The organism is Salmonella sp. SSDFZ69 (assembly GCF_004010755.1).
GTDB lineage: Bacteria > Pseudomonadota > Gammaproteobacteria > Enterobacterales > Enterobacteriaceae > Salmonella > Salmonella enterica.
The window spans coordinates 2,831,218-2,850,896 of sequence record NZ_CP034831.1; the positions used below are offsets into that span (position 1 = coordinate 2,831,218).

Sequence of the window (19,679 nt, forward strand, 5' to 3'; positions counted from 1 at the left end):
CTTTCGTTATGCCCCGTTTTTCAGGCCTTCAAGATACTCCCAACGTTCGAAGGCTTGCTCAAGTTCTTGCTCCGCCTGACTTAAATCGGCCAGAACTTTTTGCGTTTGCTCATGGGGTTGGCTAAAAAAGGCCGCATCCGCAACCTGCGCCTGTAGCGCTTCCAGCTTCGCTTCCAGGTCTTCAAGCTGACCGGGTAACTGCTCCAGCTCGCGCTGCAGTTTATAGCTTAGTTTGCTACTGCCACGTTTTACAATTTCTGCTTTAGGGGCAATAACTTCCTCATTTTTTTTCGCCATCGGCTGTTTCGTCGCCAGATGCTGCTCTTGCTGCGCACGCGCATCATGGTAGCCGCCGATATAACGTCCGATTTTGCCGCCGCCCTCGAAAATCCAGCATTCCGTCACGGTATTATCGACAAATTGCCGATCGTGGCTGACCAGTAGTACCGTGCCCTGATAGCCATCAATTAATTCTTCTAATAGTTCCAGCGTTTCGACGTCAAGATCGTTCGTTGGTTCATCGAGAATTAAAAGATTGCTCGGCTTGAGGAATAGTCGTGCCAGCAGCAGACGGTTACGTTCGCCGCCGGAAAGCGCGCGGACGGGTGTCATCGCCCGTTTGGGGTGAAACAGGAAGTCCTGCAAATAGCCCAGTACATGGCGCGGCTTACCGTTTACCATCACCTCTTGCTTGCCTTCCGCAAGGTTATCCATCACGGTTTTTTCCGGATCCAGTTCGGCGCGATGCTGATCGAAGTAGGCGACTTCCAGCTTCGTTCCTACGTGGATGCGCCCGCTGTCAGCCTGAAGCTGTCCCAGCATCAGTTTCAGTAGCGTGGTTTTACCGCAGCCGTTCGGGCCAATTAACGCAATCTTGTCGCCGCGCTGTACCTGAGCGGAGAAATCTTTTACCAGTTGTTTTCCTTCTACCTGGTAATCGACGTTTTCCATCTCAAAAACGATTTTACCGGAGCGCGTCGCCTCTTCGACCTGCATCTTCGCCGTGCCCATCACTTCCCGGCGCTCGCTGCGTTCACGACGCATCGCTTTTAACGCCCGCACGCGCCCTTCATTACGGGTGCGGCGCGCCTTGATACCCTGGCGAATCCAGACTTCTTCCTGCGCCAGTTTGCGATCAAATTCCGCGTTTTGTAATTCTTCTACGCGCAGCGCTTCTTCTTTCTCCAGCAGGTATTGATCGTAATTTCCCGGATAGGTGACCAGTTTGCCACGATCGAGATCGACAATGCGGGTTGCCATATTGCGAATAAACGAACGATCGTGAGAGATAAAAATAATCGTTCCGTTAAAGGTTTTCAGAAACCCTTCCAGCCAGTCGATAGTTTCGATATCCAGATGGTCAGTCGGTTCATCCAGTAACAATACGCGCGGATTGCTGACCAGCGCCCGACCCAGCGCGGCTTTACGCAGCCAGCCGCCGGAGAGCGACGACAGCGCGGCGTTAGGATCGAGTCCAAGCTGCTCCAGCACTTCATTAATACGGTTTTCCAGCTGCCACAGATTATGATGATCGAGCTGTTCCTGTACGCGCGCCATTTCATTGAGGTTTTTCTCGCTGGGATCGGTCATCACCAGACGGGAAATCTCATGATAGCGCTTGAGGTATTCCGCTTGTTCTTCGATACCTTCGGCGACAAAGTCATAGACGCTGCCCGCAATATTACGGGGCGGGTCCTGTTGCAGACGCGCGACGATCAGATCCTGCTCATAAATAATACGTCCATCGTCCAGACCCTGTTCGCGGTTGAGGATCTTCATCAAGGTGGATTTCCCGGCGCCGTTACGCCCCACCAGACAGACGCGTTCGTTATCTTCGATATGCAACTCTGCGTTATCGAGAAGCGGCGCGTCGCTGAACGACAGCCATGCGCCATGCATACTGATTAATGACATTTACTTTTCCTTTCAGGCGGCGCGGATCAGCCAGCAGTTATGAATCTGACGGTTACGGGCAAAATCCGGGGAGAGCGTTTTTTGCGTAATTTCTTGTGCGGTAAGCCCCAGTTCCGCCAGCCCTTCCAGATCCATACGGAATCCGCGCTTATTATTTGAGAACATGATGGTGCCGCCTTTACGCAGCAGGCGTTTTAAATCTTTCATTAACGCGACATGATCGCGCTGAACATCAAACGACTCTTCCATACGTTTTGAGTTAGAGAACGTCGGCGGATCGATAAAGATCAAATCGAACTGTTCATTCGCCTCGCGCAGCCAGCCCAGGCAGTCGGCCTGAATCAGGCGATGCGCGCGGCCGCTCAGTCCGTTCAGACGCAAATTACGTTCGGCCCACTCCAGATAGGTACGGGACATATCCACCGTTGTGGTGCTGCGCGCGCCGCCCAGACCCGCATGTACGCTGGCGCTGCCGGTATAAGAAAAGAGATTCAGGAAATCTTTGCCTTTGCTCATTTCTCCCAGCATTCTGCGGGCAATACGGTGATCGAGGAACAGACCGGTGTCGAGATAATCCGTCAGATTTACCCATAAGCGCGCATTATATTCGCTGACCTCAAGGAACTCGCCCTTCTCGCTCATTTTCTGATACTGGTTTTTTCCTTTTTGCCGTTCACGGGTTTTTAACACCAGTTTATTCGGCGGAATACCGAGCACTGACAAGGTTGCCGCAATAATATCGAACAGACGCTGCCGCGCTTTTTGCGCATCCACCGTTTTCGGCGGCGCATATTCCTGAATCACCGCCCAGTCGCCGTAACGGTCTACCGCCACGTTATATTCCGGCAGGTCGGCATCATACAAGCGATAGCATTCAATCCCTTCCTGGCGCGCCCATTTCTCCAGCTTTTTAAGATTTTTACGCAGGCGATTAGCGTAATCTTCCGCCACCGTCGCCGGCTTACTGTCCGCCGTGGTTTCCGCAATATGATAGTTTTTCTGCACGCAGTCCAGCGGGCCATTCTTGGCTTTAAACTGTTTGTCGGCACGTAATTGCAGGCTGCCCAGCAGATCGGGCGAAGCGCTGAACAGCGACAGGTTCCAGCCGCCAAACTGATTTTTCATGGTACGGCCCAGCAGGCTGTGCAACGCAATCAGCGCCGGTTCGCTGTCCAGACGTTCGCCGTAAGGCGGGTTACTGATCACCGTACCATACGGGCCTTTCGGCAATGGATTACTCAGTTGCGCCACATCTTTCACTTCAAAGGTGATAAGCTCCCCGATACCGGCGCGACGGGCGTTGCTGCGCGCCCGCTCAATGACGCGCGCATCGCTGTCGGAACCGTAGAAATGAGAGGAATACTCCGCCAGCCCCTTACGCGCCCGGGTCTGCGCTTCGGCTTTCACTTCCTGCCAGATAGTCTCGTCATGCTGCGCCCAGCCGCTAAATCCCCAGTGACCACGGTGCAGGCCCGGCGCGCGATCGGTCGCCCACATCGCGGCCTCAATCAACAGTGTCCCCGAACCACACATAGGGTCGAACAGCGGCGTACCTGGTTGCCAGCCGGAACGCATAACAATCGCTGCCGCCAGCGTCTCTTTAATTGGCGCCAGCCCGGTGCGATCGCGATAACCGCGCAGGTGCAGGCCATCACCACTGAGATCCAGCGCAATGCTGGCCGTTTCTTTATTCAGCCAGACGTTAATACGGAGGTCCGGCGATTCGCGGTCCACATTTGGACGCGGAAGATTTTTCCGCGTAAACGCATCGACAATCGCGTCTTTAACTTTCATCGCGCCATACTGACTATTACGGATGGTGTCGTTCAGGCCGCTGAAATGCACCGCAAACGTCGCGCCAGGATTAAAAATCTCTGTCCAGTTTATCGCCTGAACGCCGAGGTAAAGATCGAGATCGCTGTAGACCTTGCACTCACCCATCGGCAGGATAATACGCGAGGCCAGGCGGCTCCACATCAGGCTCTGGTAAATAAGCCGCGTGTCGCCCTGAAAATGGACCCCACCCTGAACAACCTGACACCCTACGGCGCCCAGTTTTTCCAGTTCAGTTTTTAACAGCTCTTCCAGCCCGCGGGCCGTACTGGCAAACAGAGAATTCATATTGTCACTTTTACGCTAAGAAAATTGTTGCGCATTATAGCTAATCTCACGCCCATGTCATAAAGTTGAAGGCTTATTTTCATTTGAGGGACTGTACGGTGGCGACGTTATCACGGCTCTTTATTCATCCGGTCAAATCCATGCGCGGCATTGGCCTGACTCATGCGCTGGCAGATATCAGCGGCCTGGCTTTTGATCGCATCTTCATGGTGACCGAGCCTGACGGCACATTTATTACCGCCCGCCAGTTTCCACAAATGGTACGTTTTACCCCTTCTCCCTTACACGACGGCCTCCATTTGACCGCGCCAGACGGCAGTAGCGCGCTGGTTCGCTTTACGGATTTCACCCCGCAGGATGCGCCGACCGAGGTCTGGGGAAACCATTTTACCGCTCGCGTCGCCCCGACGGCGATTAATCAATGGTTGAGCGGCTTTTTCTCCCGCGATGTCCAGTTGCGCTGGGTTGGGCCGCAGTTGACGCGCCGGGTCAAACGACATAACGCGGTGCCGCTGGGATTTGCCGATGGCTACCCGTATTTATTGACCAACGAAGCCTCGCTGCGCGATCTGCAACAGCGTTGTCCGGCAGGCGTACAAATGGAACAATTTCGCCCAAACTTAGTGGTTTCCGGCGTAGCGGCCTGGGAGGAAGATAGCTGGAAAGTGCTTCGCATTGGCGATGTGATTTTTGACGTCGTGAAGCCCTGTAGCCGCTGTATTTTTACAACCGTCAGCCCTGAAAAGGGGCAAAAACATCCTTCCGGAGAACCGCTGGCGACACTGCAAGCTTTTCGTACCGCCCAGGACAATGGCGATGTGGATTTCGGTCAGAATCTGATTGCCCGCAATAGCGGCGTCGTTCGCGTCGGCGATGAAGTGGAGATTCTGGCGACAGCTCCGGCAAAAGCTTATGGCGCCACAACGGTCGACGACAGCGTTACGCCAGATAAACACCCGGACGCGAGTGTAACCATCGACTGGCAGGGGCAAACCTTCTGCGGGAATAATCAACAGGTACTACTGGAACAGTTGGAGAATCAGGGGATTCGTATTCCGTATTCTTGCCGGGCTGGTATCTGTGGTTGCTGCCGGATACGTTTGCTGGAAGGCGAAGTAAGTCCGCTGAAAAAATCGGCTATGGATGACGATGGTACGATTCTGAGCTGTAGCTGCGTGCCTAAGACCGCGTTACGACTGGAAAATTAAACCGCTTGTTCAAGGCTGAAACTGTGACAGTGAACCTGCGGTTTCAGCCTGTCGTTCATAATTTTAATCGCATCGCCAAGCTGCATGGTTCGGCCTGCTATCACCACGCCCGGCTGTGCCAGCAGACACAACGCGGCATTTTCTCCCGGCTCAACGACCAGCAAATTAACCTGTTCCGCCGTATCGCTTAACCAGACGCTTGCGGCATCGCCCGTTCCCGGGGTCCACATTTCGCCATGCGCTACAAAATGCCAGCTTTTTGGCATCTGCGGTTTGAGATAGCGAATCGCCACCAGCGCATTCAATACCAACTCCGCGCGTTGCTCTTTGGTTAATTCGAAATCCCGGCATTTTTCTTCAAAGGAAAAATAGAGCGCGGCATCATCCACACAAAAACCGGTCGGGCAAAACGCGTCCGGCGTAAGCATTTTACGAGAGAAGCGCGAGCGAAAAAGCATACCATTGGCGAGATCGAGCATCATACGATCGTGCTCTTCATCATAATACCAGCGCCAGTTATCGTCAGGTTTAATTCGCATTACCTCTCTCCCGCTTTTAAGCAACTCGTAACAGCATTGTCCTTTTGCCGCTTCGTTTATTACCCCAATAATAAAAGCCTAAAATGTCTAAATAAGCAACAGTGGAGAAATATAAAACAACCAGCGCCGGAAATAAAGCCCTGGTTGTCTGATAAAGGCTAAAGTTTAGATGTGCGTTACGATTTCTTTAATCAATGGCGGGCCTTTAAAAATAAAGCCGGAATAAATTTGTACCAGCGTAGCTCCTGCCGCTATCTTCTCGCGCGCGGCGATAACTGAGTCAATGCCGCCGACGCCGATAATAGGCAATTGTCCCTTTAACTCCTGGGATAAACGGCGAATAATTTCTGTGCTTTTTAATTGTAATGGCCGGCCACTTAATCCCCCCGTTTGCTGGCAATTTTTCATTCCTTGTACCAGAGAACGATCGAGGGTGGTATTTGTCGCAATCACCCCATCAATATTATGACGAAGCAGGCTATCGGCAACCTGGATCAATTCTTCTTCACAAAGATCCGGCGCGATCTTTACTGCCACCGGCACATATTTATGGTGGATCGCCTGAAGATCGTTTTGCTTATTTTTAATGGCAGTTAACAGATCGTCCAGCGCATCGCCATACTGGAGCGTACGTAGCCCTGGCGTATTCGGCGAAGAAATATTAATGGCGATATAACCCGCATAAGCATAGACTTTTTCCATACAAATCAGGTAGTCATCTTTGCCATTTTCGACAGGCGTATCTTTATTTTTACCGATGTTAATTCCCAGAATACCATCAAAATGGGCTTTTTTAACATTCTCGACCAGGTTATCGACGCCCAGATTATTAAAGCCCATCCGATTGATCAGACCTTCAGCATCCACCAGACGAAAAAGACGCGGCTTATCGTTACCCGGCTGTGGGCGCGGCGTCACGGTGCCGATTTCCAGGGAGCCAAACCCCATCGCGCCTAACGCGTCGATGCACTCCCCGTCTTTATCCAGACCGGCAGCCAGCCCCAGTGGATTTTTAAAGGTAAGTCCCATGCAGGTAACCGGCTTTGTCGGTACTTTCTGGCGCACCAGCGCTTCCAGCGGCGTACCTGTAATGCGGCGTAATTGTTGAAATGTAAATTCATGAGCGCGCTCTGGATCGAGCTGGAAAAGGGCTTTACGAACGAAGGGATAGTACATGAACTCTCCTGGATTCCCGGTGTGCAAACCGGGGGCGTATTATGGGCGATAACAAGGCAAAAGGGAATTGACCTACGGCAATAAATAGCAATCGTTTTCCTTCATTCTCACTTCACGTTTCGCCAGCGAGCGTCATCGTCCGGCAAAAAAATACCCGGCAGCGCTAACGCTTACCGGGCATGTCTTACCTCTTTATAACGGATACTGTCAGGCTAACGCTTTAGTTATCTTCTCGTACAGATCGCCGGAAAGATTCTCCAGTCCTTTTAACTGCTCCAGCGCCGCGCGCATTTTCTCCTGACGCTTATCATCATAACGTTTCAGACGAATCAGCGGTTCAATGAGGCGAGATGCTACCTGCGGGTTACGGCTATTCAGATCGGTCAGCATCTCGACCAGGAACTGGTATCCGCTACCGTCTTGCGCATGGAACGCCGCCGGGTTGCTGCCAGCAAACGCGCCAATTAATGAACGGATGCGGTTCGGGTTGCTCATACTGAAAGAACGGTGTTTGAGCAGGCCGCGTACGGTTTCCAGTACATTTTCCGCCGGACTTGTGGATTGCAGGATAAACCATTTATCCATCACCAGGCCGTCCTGATGCCACTTATCGTCATACTCCTGCATCAGCATATCGCGGCACGGCAACTGCGCCGCCACCGCAGCAGACAGGGCCGCCAGCGCATCGGTCATATTATTGGCGTCGCGATACTGTTTGCTGACCAGCGTATTAGCCAGCTCCGTCTCGCCGAACGCCAGGAAGCGCAGGCAAGCATTGCGCAGCGTGCGCTTACCGATATCGCCGTGATCAACACGATACTCATCCAGATGATTGGCGTTATAGATAGCCAGGAACTCATCCGCCAGTTCTGCCGCCAGCGTACGCGTTAGCGCTTCACGAACTTGCGCAATGGCGATCGGGTCGATAACCTCAAACAGCTCCGCAATTTCATTGGCCGAAGGCAGCGTTAAAATTTCTGCGGCCAACGCCGGATCGATTTTCTCATCCAACAGTACTGCGCGGAACGCATCAGCGACATGCACCGGAAGCGATAGCGGTTGCCCCTGCTGATGACGCGCCACATTCAGTTTAATGTATGTGGCCAGCAGACTTTGCGCCGCATCCCAACGGGAGAAATCATTGCGCGCATGGCGCATCAGGAACGTCAACTGCTGATCGCTCCATTTATATTCCAGTTTCACCGGCGCTGAAAACTCGCACAGCAAGGCCGGAACAGGCTGGAAGTAGACATTATCGAAGGTAAATGTCTGCTCCGCCTGCGTGACGTTCAGCACGGCATTGACCGGATGACCACCTTTTTGCAACGGAATGACGTTGCCTTCGTTATCGTACAGTTCAATGGCGAATGGAATATGCAGCGGCTGCTTCTCCGCCTGATCCGCCGTCGCCGGAGTGCGCTGGCTGATGGTCAACGTGTACTGCTCGGTTTCCGGATTATAATCATCTTTTACCGTTACAATCGGCGTGCCGGACTGACTGTACCAGCGGCGGAAATGGGACAAATCGACATTAGAAGCATCTTCCATCGCCTGTACGAAGTCATCACACGTCGCGGCGCTGCCGTCATGGCGCTCAAAATAAAGCTGCATCCCCTTCTGGAAATTTTCCTCACCCAGCAACGTGTGGATCATGCGAATGACTTCCGCACCCTTTTCATAAACGGTGAGGGTGTAGAAGTTATTCATTTCGATTACTTTATCCGGGCGGATAGGATGCGCCATCGGGCTGGCGTCTTCCGCGAATTGTAAACCGCGCATGGTACGCACGTTACTGATGCGGTTCACCGCGCGTGACCCCAAATCAGAGCTAAACTCCTGATCGCGGAACACGGTTAGCCCCTCTTTCAGGCTCAACTGGAACCAGTCGCGGCAGGTGACGCGGTTGCCGGTCCAGTTGTGGAAATACTCATGACCTATCACGCGCTCAATATCGAGATAATCTTTATCCGTCGCGGTATCGGTTCGCGCCAGCACGTATTTGGAGTTAAAGATATTGAGACCTTTATTCTCCATCGCGCCCATATTAAAGAAATCCACCGCGACAATCATATAGATGTCGAGGTCATATTCGAGCCCAAAACGCGTTTCATCCCATTTCATGGAATTTTTCAGCGAGGTCATTGCCCACGGCGCGCGATCCAGATTGCCGCGGTCAACGTACAGTTCTAATGCGACTTCACGCCCGGAGCGGGTGGTAAAGGTATCGCGCAGCACGTCAAAATCACCGGCCACCAGCGCAAACAGATAACACGGTTTCGGGAACGGATCTTGCCACTGAACCCAGTGACGGCCATTCTCCAGTTCACCCTGCGCAACACGGTTGCCATTGGAAAGCAGGAACGGATATTTGCTTTTATCGGCAATAATTTTGGTGGTAAATCGCGCCAGTACGTCCGGGCGGTCAAGATACCAGGTAATATGGCGGAAGCCCTCCGCTTCACACTGGGTACAGAGCGCATCGCCGGACTGGTACAATCCTTCCAGCGCCGTATTCGCCGCCGGACTTATCTCGTTGACAATGCGTAACGTAAAACGCTCTGGCAGGTCGCTGATGATAAGCGCGCCCTCTTCTTCCTTATATGCTGTCCACGGCGCATCGTTGACGTGGATAGATACCAGCGTTAAATCTTCCCCATCAAGGCGAAGAGGCGCATCAGGCGCGCCATGACGAACAGCCTGGCTTATTGCGGTGACCACGGTTTTTTCGGCATCGAGGTCAAAGGTCAAGTCAATATCAGTAATCTGGTAATCCGGCGCGCGATAGTCATGGCGGTATTTGGCTTGTGGCTGTTGTGTCATAAAAAACCTTTCGCATCTTTGTGTAGAGTGTCGACTCCAGTCTATTCCTGTTGCGCAAATCGCGCTACGCAGAATGTTCATCTTTTCAGGCACAAACGGCCTATTTGCTACATTTTTATAACATGGGGCACGAAATGCGCTCGACCCTAAAGACAGCTTATGGTGTGATCGGGGTTCAATAAATCGCTAAACAAGGTATACTCCAGCGGTTTTCTTAGTTGTTTATTGTACTAAACGCTCCCGTGAGAGGACGCAACAGCGCACCTATGACACAATTCGCTTCTCCTGTTCTGCACTCGTTGCTGGATACAGATGCTTATAAGTTGCATATGCAGCAAGCCGTTTTTCACCACTACTATGATGTGCAGGTAGCGGCTGAGTTTCGTTGCCGTGGCGACGACCTGCTGGGTATTTATGCCGATGCTATTCGCGAGCAGGTGGACGCGATGCAGCACCTGCGCCTCCAGGAGGACGAGTTCCAGTGGCTCTCCGGCCTGCCCTTTTTTAAACCGGATTATCTGAACTGGTTACGCGAGTTTCGCTATAACCCGGCTCAAGTCTGTGTCACCAACGATAACGGCAAGCTGAATATTCGCTTAACTGGCCCGTGGCGTGAAGTCATTATGTGGGAAGTGCCGCTGCTGGCCGTGATCAGTGAGCTGGTTCATCACTACCGCTCGCCAAACGCGGGTGTTGATCAGGCGCTCGACGCGCTGGAAAGTAAGCTGGTTGATTTCACTGCGTTAACCGCCAATCTCGATATGTCCCGCTTCCACCTGATGGACTTCGGCACCCGCCGCCGTTTCTCTCGTGAAGTGCAGCAGGCGATAGTTAAACGTCTCCAGCAGGAGTCATGGTTCGTCGGCACCAGCAACTATGATCTCGCGCGTCGCCTGGCGCTGACGCCGATGGGCACTCAGGCGCACGAATGGTTCCAGGCGCATCAACAAATCAGTCCGGACCTGGCGACCAGCCAGCGTGCCGCGTTGGCCGCCTGGCTTAACGAATATCCGGACCAGCTTGGTATCGCATTGACAGATTGCATTACAATGGATGCGTTTTTACGCGATTTCGGCATTGAATTCGCCAGCCGTTATCAGGGGTTACGCCACGACTCAGGAGACCCTGTCGCATGGGGCGAAAAGGCGATTGCCCATTATGAAAAGCTGGGGATTGATCCGCTGACAAAAACGCTGGTCTTTTCAGATAACCTTGATCTGCAAAAGGCGGTCGAGCTCTATCGCCATTTCGCCTCTCGCGTGCAGTTAAGCTTCGGCATCGGTACCCGACTGACCTGTGATATCCCTCAGGTAAAACCGCTCAATATCGTGATTAAACTCGTGGAATGTAACGGAAAGCCGGTGGCTAAACTTTCCGACAGCCCCGGTAAAACGATCTGTCATGATAAAGCGTTTGTGCGCGCGCTGCGTAAAGCGTTCGATCTCCCGCAGGTGCGTAAAGCAAGTTAACCATGCCTGTGCGAAGCGCCCGGAAAGTGGGCGCTTTGTTACTCTTCTGACCATCTTACCTGTTCTGGCCGCGATGGTTACTCCTCTTTCCCTTCACTCTTCGACATATTTACGTGCGTGATTTGCGTTGTTTTTACAGAATTAGTGTCCCGCTGTGTACGCGTTCTGAATATATTGAATTCGCTAATAAATTCTTTACGCAGCAAGAACAGAGCAATTACGTTGGGGATAACCAGAAAACCGACAGCAATATCAGCCATTAACCAGATTACCGGGATTTCCATATTAACGGCAATCAGTGGCGGCAAAAAATATAGCCATTTAATGATGCGTTCTAGCTTATCGCCAAAGATATAGTTTATCGAAGTGCGAAATTTAATATATGAACCAAGATAAGAAGTAAACAGAATCAACGCCACACCGAGACAGAGAACCTGAACAATAATCGGATGCCATGTTTCTTTTAAGGCGGCAAAGATAATCTGAATACCTTGATAACTGCCGTCTGTCCACATACCAGAAGCAAGTACAGCAAATGCGGTAAAGTTACAGGTAATCATTGAGACAAAAAATACTTCCACTGCCCCCCACATTCCCTGACGGAAAGCGTAATCCACGTTGGCAGTAGCATGTACTGTGGCCGAGGTACCCATGCCGGCTTCGTTAGTGAATATTCCGCGACTGGCTCCTTTACTGATGGCCATCATGATGGTTGACCCGACAAAGCCACCGGCTGCTGGCGCAGGGGCAAAGGCATAATAGAAAATACTTTTTATAACCTGTGGGATAGCCTCGATATTCAATACCACTACACCAGCGGCACCAATGAAATAGGCAATGGTGATCGGTGGAAGTGCAATCGTACAGAATTTACCAAGACTGGCGAGTCCTTTTAAAATAACCAACGCGCCTACGATGACAATAAATCCCCCGATGACGCTTGTTGGGATGTCAAACGTATAGTGAATGACCGCCGCCATCGTATTAGTTTGCACAAAACAGGCATCCGTAATAACCAGAATCATTAATGCAAACGCATATAATCCTGCCAGGGGATGCCATTTTTTATTGAGCCCTTTCTTAATATAATGCATTGGGCCGCCATAATATTCGCCATTCTCACCTTTACTTCGGTATTTCACCGCCAGCGTCACTTCAACCATTTTGGTCATCATACCCACGACCGCAATGATCCACATCCAGAAAATTGCCCCAGGTCCGCCAACCGCAATAGCCGCAGCAACACCTGCGATCGTTCCCGCGCCTAATGAGCCGGATAGCACAGTGGCAGCCACCTCTATTGATTTTAAGGATTTTTTAGACGCTGCCTCGCCAGTAGTGTTTTGTTTATTTTTTCCGGCAAGTGTACCAATTGTATTACGGTAAATTTCTTTTAAATTGATAATCTGGAAAAATTTGAGGCGTACTGTGAAATAAAAGCCAATGCCGATAACACACAAAAATAATGGGCCACCCCATAGAAATTCAAAGAGTTGTGAAAGTTGCTCTAACATAATGACCTCGGATTTAAATTAATTCGTTCAGTCTCAGAAATAATCTTTCCAGTTCAGCGTAATCCTGAATTTTGCCAACAACACTAAACTGGAAAGTCAGCGGGTAGGAGCATCCCTTACTCACTAAATGCCGTTTTAATGGTATATTGTTATGAAGTTTTGCTTCCTGCATTAGGTTTATTATGCGTATAAAAAACGCGTTTTTTACATGCTGCCTTTATTATCTAATTTTTTAGTCGTAATGTTTAAGCACTGCGTCCGTTCCAGACTATATCTTCATAAATATCTGGGGACGTATCGCCTTCGGTGCTAATAAGCAAAACATGAGCATTGGCATCAAGCTGTAAGCGATTAGCAAGATCCTGATAATGCATATTGTTCATCAACTCATAAAGTAACCCTACGCCAATAGCTCCGGACTCGCCGGAAATAAAAGGCATATCAGTGCCTGGACGCGGCGCGGCAGAAATGCGCATACCCTTAGCCGCCAGACAATCATCAGCGGAAATAAAACAACTGGTGTTGTCCCGAATAATAGGCCAACTGATAATATTCGGCTCCCCACACGCAAGCCCGGCCATTATCGTCGCCATATCGCCAGTGACGCAGTGAGGTTGACCATCATTCATAACTGCGGATTGATAAAGACAGTTGGCCTGATGCGGTTCAACCACAATAATACTAGGTATATTTTCCTGCATTTTTTCAACAAAATAACCCATAACACTGCCAGCAAACGATCCCACCCCCGCTTGTAAAATAAGATGGGTTGGCAACGGACTGTTTGTTTCTGCGAGCTGCTCATAAGCTTCAACCGCTAGTGTCATATAGCCTTGCATAATCCACGTTGGGATCTCTTCATACCCTGTCCAGGCTGTATCCTGCAAAAGCACCCAGCCTTTTGTTTGCGCTATTCTATGGGCCAGTCGCACTGCATCATCGTAGTTCAGATCGGTGATGGTGCATTCAGCTCCATGATGGCGAATATTCTCTGCCCGGATTAACGATGATCCTTTAGGCATATAAACGACGGCTTTTAGACCTAATTGCTCTGCCGCCCACGCCACACCACGGCCATGATTGCCATCCGTCGCGGTAACAAAAACACAATCTTTAATTTTTTCTTTAATCTCAGGAGTGTTAAGGGCAGCAAAACTTAACGAGTTAATATCACATTGCAATTTATCAGCGAGATATTTTCCTACAGCATAAGAGCCGCCCAGACCTTTAAAAGCATTCAGACCAAAACGCCAGGACTCATCTTTAATATGGATGGACCCTAGTCCAAGCCGCCGGCTTAGATGCGCCAGATTATGTAACGGCGTAACGGCATAATTGGGTAATTTTTTATGAAATGCTAACACCTCACGCCCAACATTTCCGTTAAGCAAACTTAAGGCCGCTCCTGTACCATATTTTTTCCGACGTGTATTAAACTGGTATTTAATAAGCTCATGCATAATGATACCTTTTGTTAAAGTTTATTTATTGAAATAATACGTTTTTGGCAATTATTGAGTAGAAACAAGTAAAGAACTCGCGTTTTGTGGCTGTAGTAGTGGTTATGCTCACTTTAATAAACGTACTGATAAAAGAGTCGCACAATATCTATTACGTCCTTTTCTTTATTCCGCTGATTATGATAGTACTATGCTTATTGCTGTTAAATGGCGCGAAAATGCCCATCGTCGTGCAATTTTCACCTTTTTTTAACGGCCTGGACGCGGCAAAATTGCGCACAGTGATAGTCATCACATTAAAGAGGTTATTTGCGATATGAAGCTTGACGCCTGGGATAAAAACATTCTGACATTATTGCAGCGCGATAATCGTCTTTCTCAGCGGGAAATCGCCGAACAGGTCAATCTTTCACCTTCGGCAGTGAATCGTCGTATCGCGGCACTGGTGGAGGCGGGCATAATTAAAGGCAATGTCAGCCTTGTTGATGCTGGCAAAGTGGGACGCCCGGTCACGATTGTGGTGCAGGTGGTGATCGAAAACGAGCGATTCAATTTACTGGAAGAGGCTCGTCAACGGTTTGTCAGTTGCCCGCAGGTGCAGCAGGTCTACTACGTAACGGGCGATTTCGACTTTTTACTGGTGCTCAATGTTCGTGACATGGCGGAATATGAAACGCTTACCCGTGAGCTTTTCTTTTCCTCAGGCAATATTAAGTCTTTTAAAACGATTGTCGTGATGCAAAACGCCAAGCAAGAGATGCGCGTCCTGATCGAGTAACGTGCGCAAAGCTTGCAAAACCAGCCTAAATTCTCAATGGTTCGCGAGCAGGTGCGAACTTTTTACAGGTTTCTTTCTGAAAACCTGCTTCCAGATGCGATTTCTGCTTGTCTGATTGCAGATGCCAGGTAACATAGGAATACCCCCATTTCGGGTGGACAAGTGTTTATTTTTTCCGACTATTAACTAGAGAGAATATTATGAGCGTTGTGCCTGTAGCCGACGTACTCCAGGGCCGCGTAGCCGTTGACCAAGAAGTCACCGTGCGCGGATGGGTGCGTACCCGCCGAGATTCAAAAGCTGGCATCTCCTTCCTCGCCGTTTATGACGGCTCCTGCTTTGATCCTGTACAGGCTGTCATTAATAATTCTCTGCCCAATTATAATGAAGAAGTATTACACCTGACGACAGGCTGCTCCGTGGTAGTAACAGGTAAGGTTGTCGCGTCGCCGGGACAGGGGCAAAGTTTCGAAATCCAGGCCACGAAAGTAGAGGTCGCAGGCTGGGTGGAAGATCCGGATACCTACCCGATGGCGGCAAAACGCCATAGCATTGAGTATCTGCGTGAAGTCGCGCATCTGCGCCCGCGCACCAACCTGATTGGCGCGGTAGCGCGCGTCCGCCATACTCTGGCGCAGGCGCTGCATCGCTTCTTCGATGAGCAGGGTTTCTTTTGGGTCTCTACCCCGCTGATTACCGCTTCCGATACCGAAGGCGCTGGCGAAATGTTCCGCGTTTCAACGCTGGATCTGGAAAACCTGCCGCGTAACGACCAGGGCAGAGTAGATTTTGACAAAGACTTTTTTGGCAAAGAATCATTCCTGACCGTCTCCGGCCAGCTAAACGGTGAAACGTATGCCTGTGCGCTGTCCAAAATCTATACTTTTGGGCCGACCTTCCGCGCGGAAAATTCCAACACCAGCCGCCACCTGGCGGAGTTCTGGATGCTGGAGCCGGAAGTGGCGTTCGCCGATCTGGAAGACAACGCCCGTCTGGCGGAAGCCATGCTGAAATATGTCTTCAAGGCGGTTCTGGAAGAGCGTGCGGATGACATGAAGTTCTTTGCCGAACGCGTGGATAAAGACGCTATCGCTCGTCTGGAGCGTTTTGTCTCCACCGACTTCGCTCAGGTGGATTACACCGATGCGGTCGCCATTCTGGAACGCTGTGGTAAGACATTTGAAAACCCGGTGTTCTGGGGCGTCGACCTCTCTTCCGAACACGAACGCTATCTGGCGGAAGAGCACTTCAAAGCGCCGGTAGTGGTGAAAAACTATCCGAAGGAAATTAAAGCGTTTTACATGCGCCTTAACGAAGATGGCAAAACCGTGGCGGCCATGGATGTGCTGGCGCCAGGAATCGGCGAAATCATCGGTGGTTCCCAGCGTGAAGAGCGTCTGGATGTGCTGGATGCCCGTATGGCCGAAATGGGGCTGAATAAAGAGGATTACTGGTGGTATCGCGACTTGCGTCGCTACGGTACTGTACCGCATTCCGGCTTTGGCCTGGGCTTTGAACGCCTTATCGCTTACGTCACGGGTGTGCAAAACGTGCGCGATGTTATTCCGTTCCCACGGACCCCACGCAACGCCAGCTTCTGATTTTTACGTCACACTCAAGGCCAGCTATGCTGGCCTTTTTTTTCGCCTGAATGTCAGCTTTATTATCGATAAGTAAATAAATTTAATTACAACCCTCTGAATTACCACATCTTGTTACTGTATATTTCACTAAAATATTTACACATAAAAATTAATCCTTAATTTTATTGCGGATTAGATTTTTCTGTTCTAATAGCACAATTTTTCACCACAATTTCAGACATCAAGACTTCTAAATGGCTATTTTTATGAAATAGCTCGTCTGCTGCTTTTTCAGACACAACGGTGCCCCAAACCAATAAATGCAATAAAATCATAGCGATAAAATAAAAATGATCAAACCAAAGCGAGAACTCAGGGGAAGTTTGACGTTGTTCACAAAGTTCCGCGAAAATAACATTTGTTTACATATTTTTTCCTTTTGAAACTAAATCTTTATATTTGTAGCACTTTCACGGTAGCGAAACGTTAGTTTGAATGGAAAGATGCCTGTCAGACACATAAAGACACCAAACTCTCATCAATATTTCTGTAAAGTTTTATTGACGGAATTTATTGACGGCAGTGGCAGGTGTCATATAAAAAAACCAATGAGGGTAATAAATAATGATGAAGCGCAAAATCCTGGCAGCGGTGATCCCTGCCCTGCTGGCTGCTGCAACCGCAAACGCAGCAGAAATTTATAATAAAGATGGTAATAAGCTGGATCTGTACGGTAAAGCCGTGGGTCGTCACGTATGGACAACGACCGGCGATAGCAAAAATGCCGACCAGACTTATGCCCAGATTGGTTTTAAAGGGGAAACGCAGATTAACACCGATCTGACCGGTTTCGGTCAGTGGGAATACCGTACTAAAGCAGACCGCGCTGAAGGCGAACAGCAGAACTCGAATCTGGTCCGTCTGGCCTTCGCGGGTTTGAAATACGCGGAAGTGGGTTCAATCGATTATGGTCGTAACTACGGTATCGTTTACGATGTTGAATCCTATACCGATATGGCCCCCTACTTCTCCGGCGAAACCTGGGGCGGCGCCTATACTGATAACTACATGACCAGCCGTGCTGGCGGTTTGTTGACCTACCGTAACTCTGACTTCTTTGGTCTGGTGGACGGTCTCTCTTTCGGTATCCAGTATCAGGGTAAAAATCAGGACAACCACAGCATTAACTCTCAGAATGGCGATGGCGTAGGTTACACCATGGCATATGAGTTCGACGGCTTTGGCGTCACCGCAGCGTACAGCAACAGCAAGCGTACTAACGATCAGCAGGATCGCGATGGTAATGGCGATCGCGCAGAGTCATGGGCCGTTGGCGCGAAATATGATGCAAACAACGTCTACCTGGCTGCCGTATATGCTGAAACCCGCAATATGAGCATTGTTGAAAATACGGTTACCGATACCGTGGAAATGGCAAACAAAACGCAGAACCTGGAAGTGGTCGCTCAGTACCAGTTTGACTTCGGCCTGCGTCCGGCAATCTCGTATGTGCAGAGTAAAGGTAAGCAGTTGAACGGCGCCGACGGCTCGGCCGATCTGGCGAAATATATTCAGGCGGGCGCGACTTACTACTTCAACAAAAACATGAACGTATGGGTTGACTACCGTTTCAACCTGCTGGACGAAAACGACTACAGCTCCAGCTACGTTGGCACCGACGATCAGGCGGCTGTCGGTATTACTTACCAGTTCTGATCAGCAGACCCCTTTGTTTTATGCCTCAAAAACAGGACTTCGGTCCTGTTTTTTTATCTCTCTTAGAGAAAATGTGCGTCTTTCAAAAACAGGCGGGCTTTTTAGCGCTAACGGTTGGCATTTTGTAAATCTGCCGTTAACCTGATAGCGGATTTCCCTTCTGTAACTATAATGGAACCTCGTCATGTTTGAGAACATAACCGCCGCTCCTGCCGACCCGATTTTGGGCCTGGCCGATCTGTTTCGCGCCGATGACCGTCCAGGGAAAATTAACCTTGGCATTGGCGTATATAAAGATGAAACCGGCAAAACACCGGTGCTCACCAGCGTTAAAAAAGCCGAGCAGTATTTACTGGAAAATGAAACGACGAAAAACTATCTCGGCATTGACGGGATTCCGGAATTTGCTCGCTGCACTCAGGAACTGCTGTTCGGCAAAGGCAGCGCGCTGATTAACGATAAGCGCGCACGCACGGCGCAAACGCCGGGCGGTACCGGCGCGTTACGCATTGCCGCCGACTTTTTAGCAAAAAATACTCCGGTAAAACGGGTGTGGGTGAGCAACCCCAGCTGGCCGAACCACAAAAGCGTGTTTAACGCTGCCGGCCTGGAAGTTCGGGAGTACGCTTACTACGATGCGGAAAATCACACGCTGGATTTTGAAGCGCTACAAGCCAGCCTGAGCGAAGCACAGGCCGGCGATGTGGTTCTGTTCCACGGTTGCTGTCATAACCCAACCGGCATTGACCCTACTCTGGAACAGTGGCAGGTTCTGGCTGAGCTTTCCGTTGAAAAAGGGTGGCTGCCGCTATTCGATTTCGCCTACCAGGGCTTTGCCCGCGGCCTGGAAGAAGATGCGGAAGGTCTGCGCGCCTTTGCAGCGCTGCATAAAGAGCTCATTGTCGCCAGCTCCTACTCCAAAAACTTCGGCTTATATAATGAGCGCGTCGGTGCCTGCACCCTCGTGGCTGCCGATGCGGAAACCGTGGATCGCGCTTTTAGCCAGATGAAATCCGCCATTCGCGCTAACTACTCCAACCCACCAGCGCACGGCGCGTCCATCGTCGCGACTATCCTGAGTAATGACGCCCTGCGCGCTATCTGGGAACAGGAACTGACGGACATGCGCCAGCGTATTCAGCGTATGCGTCAACTGTTCGTGAATACCTTGCAGGAAAAAGGCGCGAACCGTGACTTCAGCTTTATTATCAAGCAGAACGGGATGTTCTCATTCAGCGGTCTGACCAAAGATCAGGTGCTGCGTCTGCGTGAAGAGTTTGGCGTTTATGCCGTGGCTTCTGGTCGCGTGAACGTGGCGGGCATGACCCCGGATAATATGGCGCCGCTGTGCGAAGCCATTGTCGCGGTACTATAAAAAGCT

Annotated in this window: 13 protein-coding genes; 6 read left to right on the forward strand and 7 right to left on the reverse strand. The window is 50.5% G+C overall.

What is annotated here, in order from left to right; all coding sequences use genetic code 11:
• Nucleotides 1-6: 6 nt before the first annotated feature.
• Together EOS98_RS14310 and rlmKL are read right to left on the reverse strand one after the other, a co-directional pair.
• Nucleotides 7-1,914, reverse strand: a complete 1,908-nt coding sequence (locus EOS98_RS14310; RefSeq protein ID WP_127821176.1) for an ABC transporter ATP-binding protein — start codon at nucleotides 1,912-1,914, stop codon at nucleotides 7-9.
• 12 nt (nucleotides 1,915-1,926) lie between these two features.
• Nucleotides 1,927-4,035 (reverse strand): bifunctional 23S rRNA (guanine(2069)-N(7))-methyltransferase RlmK/23S rRNA (guanine(2445)-N(2))-methyltransferase RlmL, encoded by a 2,109-nt coding sequence (rlmKL, locus tag EOS98_RS14315; RefSeq protein ID WP_001675964.1) that lies wholly within the window; start codon nucleotides 4,033-4,035, stop codon nucleotides 1,927-1,929.
• A gap of 98 nt (nucleotides 4,036-4,133) precedes the next feature.
• Here rlmKL and EOS98_RS14320 point away from each other — a divergent pair, with 98 nt between their 5' ends.
• Nucleotides 4,134-5,243 carry a YcbX family protein gene (locus tag EOS98_RS14320; RefSeq protein WP_126524155.1) on the forward strand — a complete coding sequence of 370 codons (1,110 nt, stop codon included), beginning with the start codon at nucleotides 4,134-4,136 and terminating at the stop codon, nucleotides 5,241-5,243.
• Here EOS98_RS14320 and zapC read toward each other — a convergent pair.
• The 3 genes from zapC to pepN all read right to left on the reverse strand — a co-directional run bounded on the left by zapC (nucleotide 5,240) and on the right by pepN (nucleotide 9,778).
• Nucleotides 5,240-5,782 (reverse strand): cell division protein ZapC, encoded by a 543-nt coding sequence (gene zapC / locus EOS98_RS14325; protein WP_001220671.1) that lies wholly within the window; start codon nucleotides 5,780-5,782, stop codon nucleotides 5,240-5,242. The genes EOS98_RS14320 and zapC overlap by 4 nt on opposite strands.
• Nucleotides 5,783-5,947: 165 nt before the next feature.
• Nucleotides 5,948-6,958 carry a quinone-dependent dihydroorotate dehydrogenase gene (gene pyrD, locus EOS98_RS14330; RefSeq protein WP_000291723.1) on the reverse strand — a complete coding sequence of 337 codons (1,011 nt, stop codon included), beginning with the start codon at nucleotides 6,956-6,958 and terminating at the stop codon, nucleotides 5,948-5,950.
• 207 nt (nucleotides 6,959-7,165) lie between these two features.
• A complete protein-coding gene (gene pepN / locus EOS98_RS14335; protein ID WP_000193774.1) occupies nucleotides 7,166-9,778 on the reverse strand; it encodes an aminopeptidase N in 2,613 nt (870 codons plus the stop codon).
• Between the two features lie 266 nt (nucleotides 9,779-10,044).
• Here pepN and pncB point away from each other — a divergent pair, with 266 nt between their 5' ends.
• Nucleotides 10,045-11,247 carry a nicotinate phosphoribosyltransferase gene (gene pncB, locus EOS98_RS14340; protein ID WP_000191406.1) on the forward strand — a complete coding sequence of 401 codons (1,203 nt, stop codon included), beginning with the start codon at nucleotides 10,045-10,047 and terminating at the stop codon, nucleotides 11,245-11,247.
• A 77-nt stretch (nucleotides 11,248-11,324) separates the two neighbouring features.
• Here the strand turns inward: pncB and EOS98_RS14345 are convergent, their stop codons facing one another.
• Both EOS98_RS14345 and dpaL read right to left on the reverse strand, forming a co-directional pair.
• A complete protein-coding gene (locus tag EOS98_RS14345; RefSeq protein WP_126524156.1) occupies nucleotides 11,325-12,761 on the reverse strand; it encodes an alanine/glycine:cation symporter family protein in 1,437 nt (478 codons plus the stop codon).
• A gap of 245 nt (nucleotides 12,762-13,006) precedes the next feature.
• On the reverse strand, nucleotides 13,007-14,221 hold the full coding sequence (gene dpaL, locus EOS98_RS14350; protein ID WP_126524157.1) for a diaminopropionate ammonia-lyase: 1,215 nt from the start codon (nucleotides 14,219-14,221) through the stop codon (nucleotides 13,007-13,009).
• Nucleotides 14,222-14,537: 316 nt separating this feature from the next.
• Between dpaL and EOS98_RS14360 the strand changes: the two genes are divergently transcribed.
• The 4 genes from EOS98_RS14360 to aspC all read left to right on the forward strand — a co-directional run bounded on the left by EOS98_RS14360 (nucleotide 14,538) and on the right by aspC (nucleotide 19,673).
• Complete coding sequence (locus EOS98_RS14360) at nucleotides 14,538-14,999, forward strand: Lrp/AsnC family transcriptional regulator (protein WP_126524158.1); 462 nt, start codon at nucleotides 14,538-14,540, stop codon at nucleotides 14,997-14,999.
• A 200-nt stretch (nucleotides 15,000-15,199) separates the two neighbouring features.
• On the forward strand, nucleotides 15,200-16,600 hold the full coding sequence (gene asnS, locus EOS98_RS14365; protein ID WP_000117867.1) for an asparagine--tRNA ligase: 1,401 nt from the start codon (nucleotides 15,200-15,202) through the stop codon (nucleotides 16,598-16,600).
• A gap of 606 nt (nucleotides 16,601-17,206) precedes the next feature.
• Nucleotides 17,207-18,298, forward strand: coding sequence for a porin OmpF (gene ompF / locus EOS98_RS14370; protein WP_000977709.1), 1,092 nt, complete (start codon nucleotides 17,207-17,209; stop codon nucleotides 18,296-18,298).
• Between the two features lie 184 nt (nucleotides 18,299-18,482).
• The gene (gene aspC / locus EOS98_RS14375; protein ID WP_000462653.1) at nucleotides 18,483-19,673 is read left to right on the forward strand and encodes an aspartate transaminase; all 1,191 of its coding nucleotides are present in this window, start codon (nucleotides 18,483-18,485) and stop codon (nucleotides 19,671-19,673) included.
• The last annotated feature ends 6 nt before the right edge of the window (nucleotides 19,674-19,679 follow it).

Excerpts from the sequence above, each read along its gene's own strand:
- EOS98_RS14310 (WP_127821176.1), bottom strand. The coding sequence starts at position 1,914 with ATGTCATTAATCAGTATGCATGGCGCATGGCTGTCGTTCAGCGACGCG.
- rlmKL (WP_001675964.1), bottom strand. The coding sequence starts at position 4,035 with ATGAATTCTCTGTTTGCCAGTACGGCCCGCGGGCTGGAAGAGCTGTTA.
- zapC (WP_001220671.1), bottom strand. The coding sequence starts at position 5,782 with ATGCGAATTAAACCTGACGATAACTGGCGCTGGTATTATGATGAAGAG.
- pyrD (WP_000291723.1), bottom strand. The coding sequence starts at position 6,958 with ATGTACTATCCCTTCGTTCGTAAAGCCCTTTTCCAGCTCGATCCAGAG.
- pepN (WP_000193774.1), bottom strand. The coding sequence starts at position 9,778 with ATGACACAACAGCCACAAGCCAAATACCGCCATGACTATCGCGCGCCG.
- pncB (WP_000191406.1), top strand. The coding sequence starts at position 10,045 with ATGACACAATTCGCTTCTCCTGTTCTGCACTCGTTGCTGGATACAGAT.
- EOS98_RS14345 (WP_126524156.1), bottom strand. The coding sequence starts at position 12,761 with ATGTTAGAGCAACTTTCACAACTCTTTGAATTTCTATGGGGTGGCCCA.
- dpaL (WP_126524157.1), bottom strand. The coding sequence starts at position 14,221 with ATGCATGAGCTTATTAAATACCAGTTTAATACACGTCGGAAAAAATAT.
- EOS98_RS14360 (WP_126524158.1), top strand. The coding sequence starts at position 14,538 with ATGAAGCTTGACGCCTGGGATAAAAACATTCTGACATTATTGCAGCGC.
- asnS (WP_000117867.1), top strand. The coding sequence starts at position 15,200 with ATGAGCGTTGTGCCTGTAGCCGACGTACTCCAGGGCCGCGTAGCCGTT.
- ompF (WP_000977709.1), top strand. The coding sequence starts at position 17,207 with ATGATGAAGCGCAAAATCCTGGCAGCGGTGATCCCTGCCCTGCTGGCT.
- aspC (WP_000462653.1), top strand. The coding sequence starts at position 18,483 with ATGTTTGAGAACATAACCGCCGCTCCTGCCGACCCGATTTTGGGCCTG.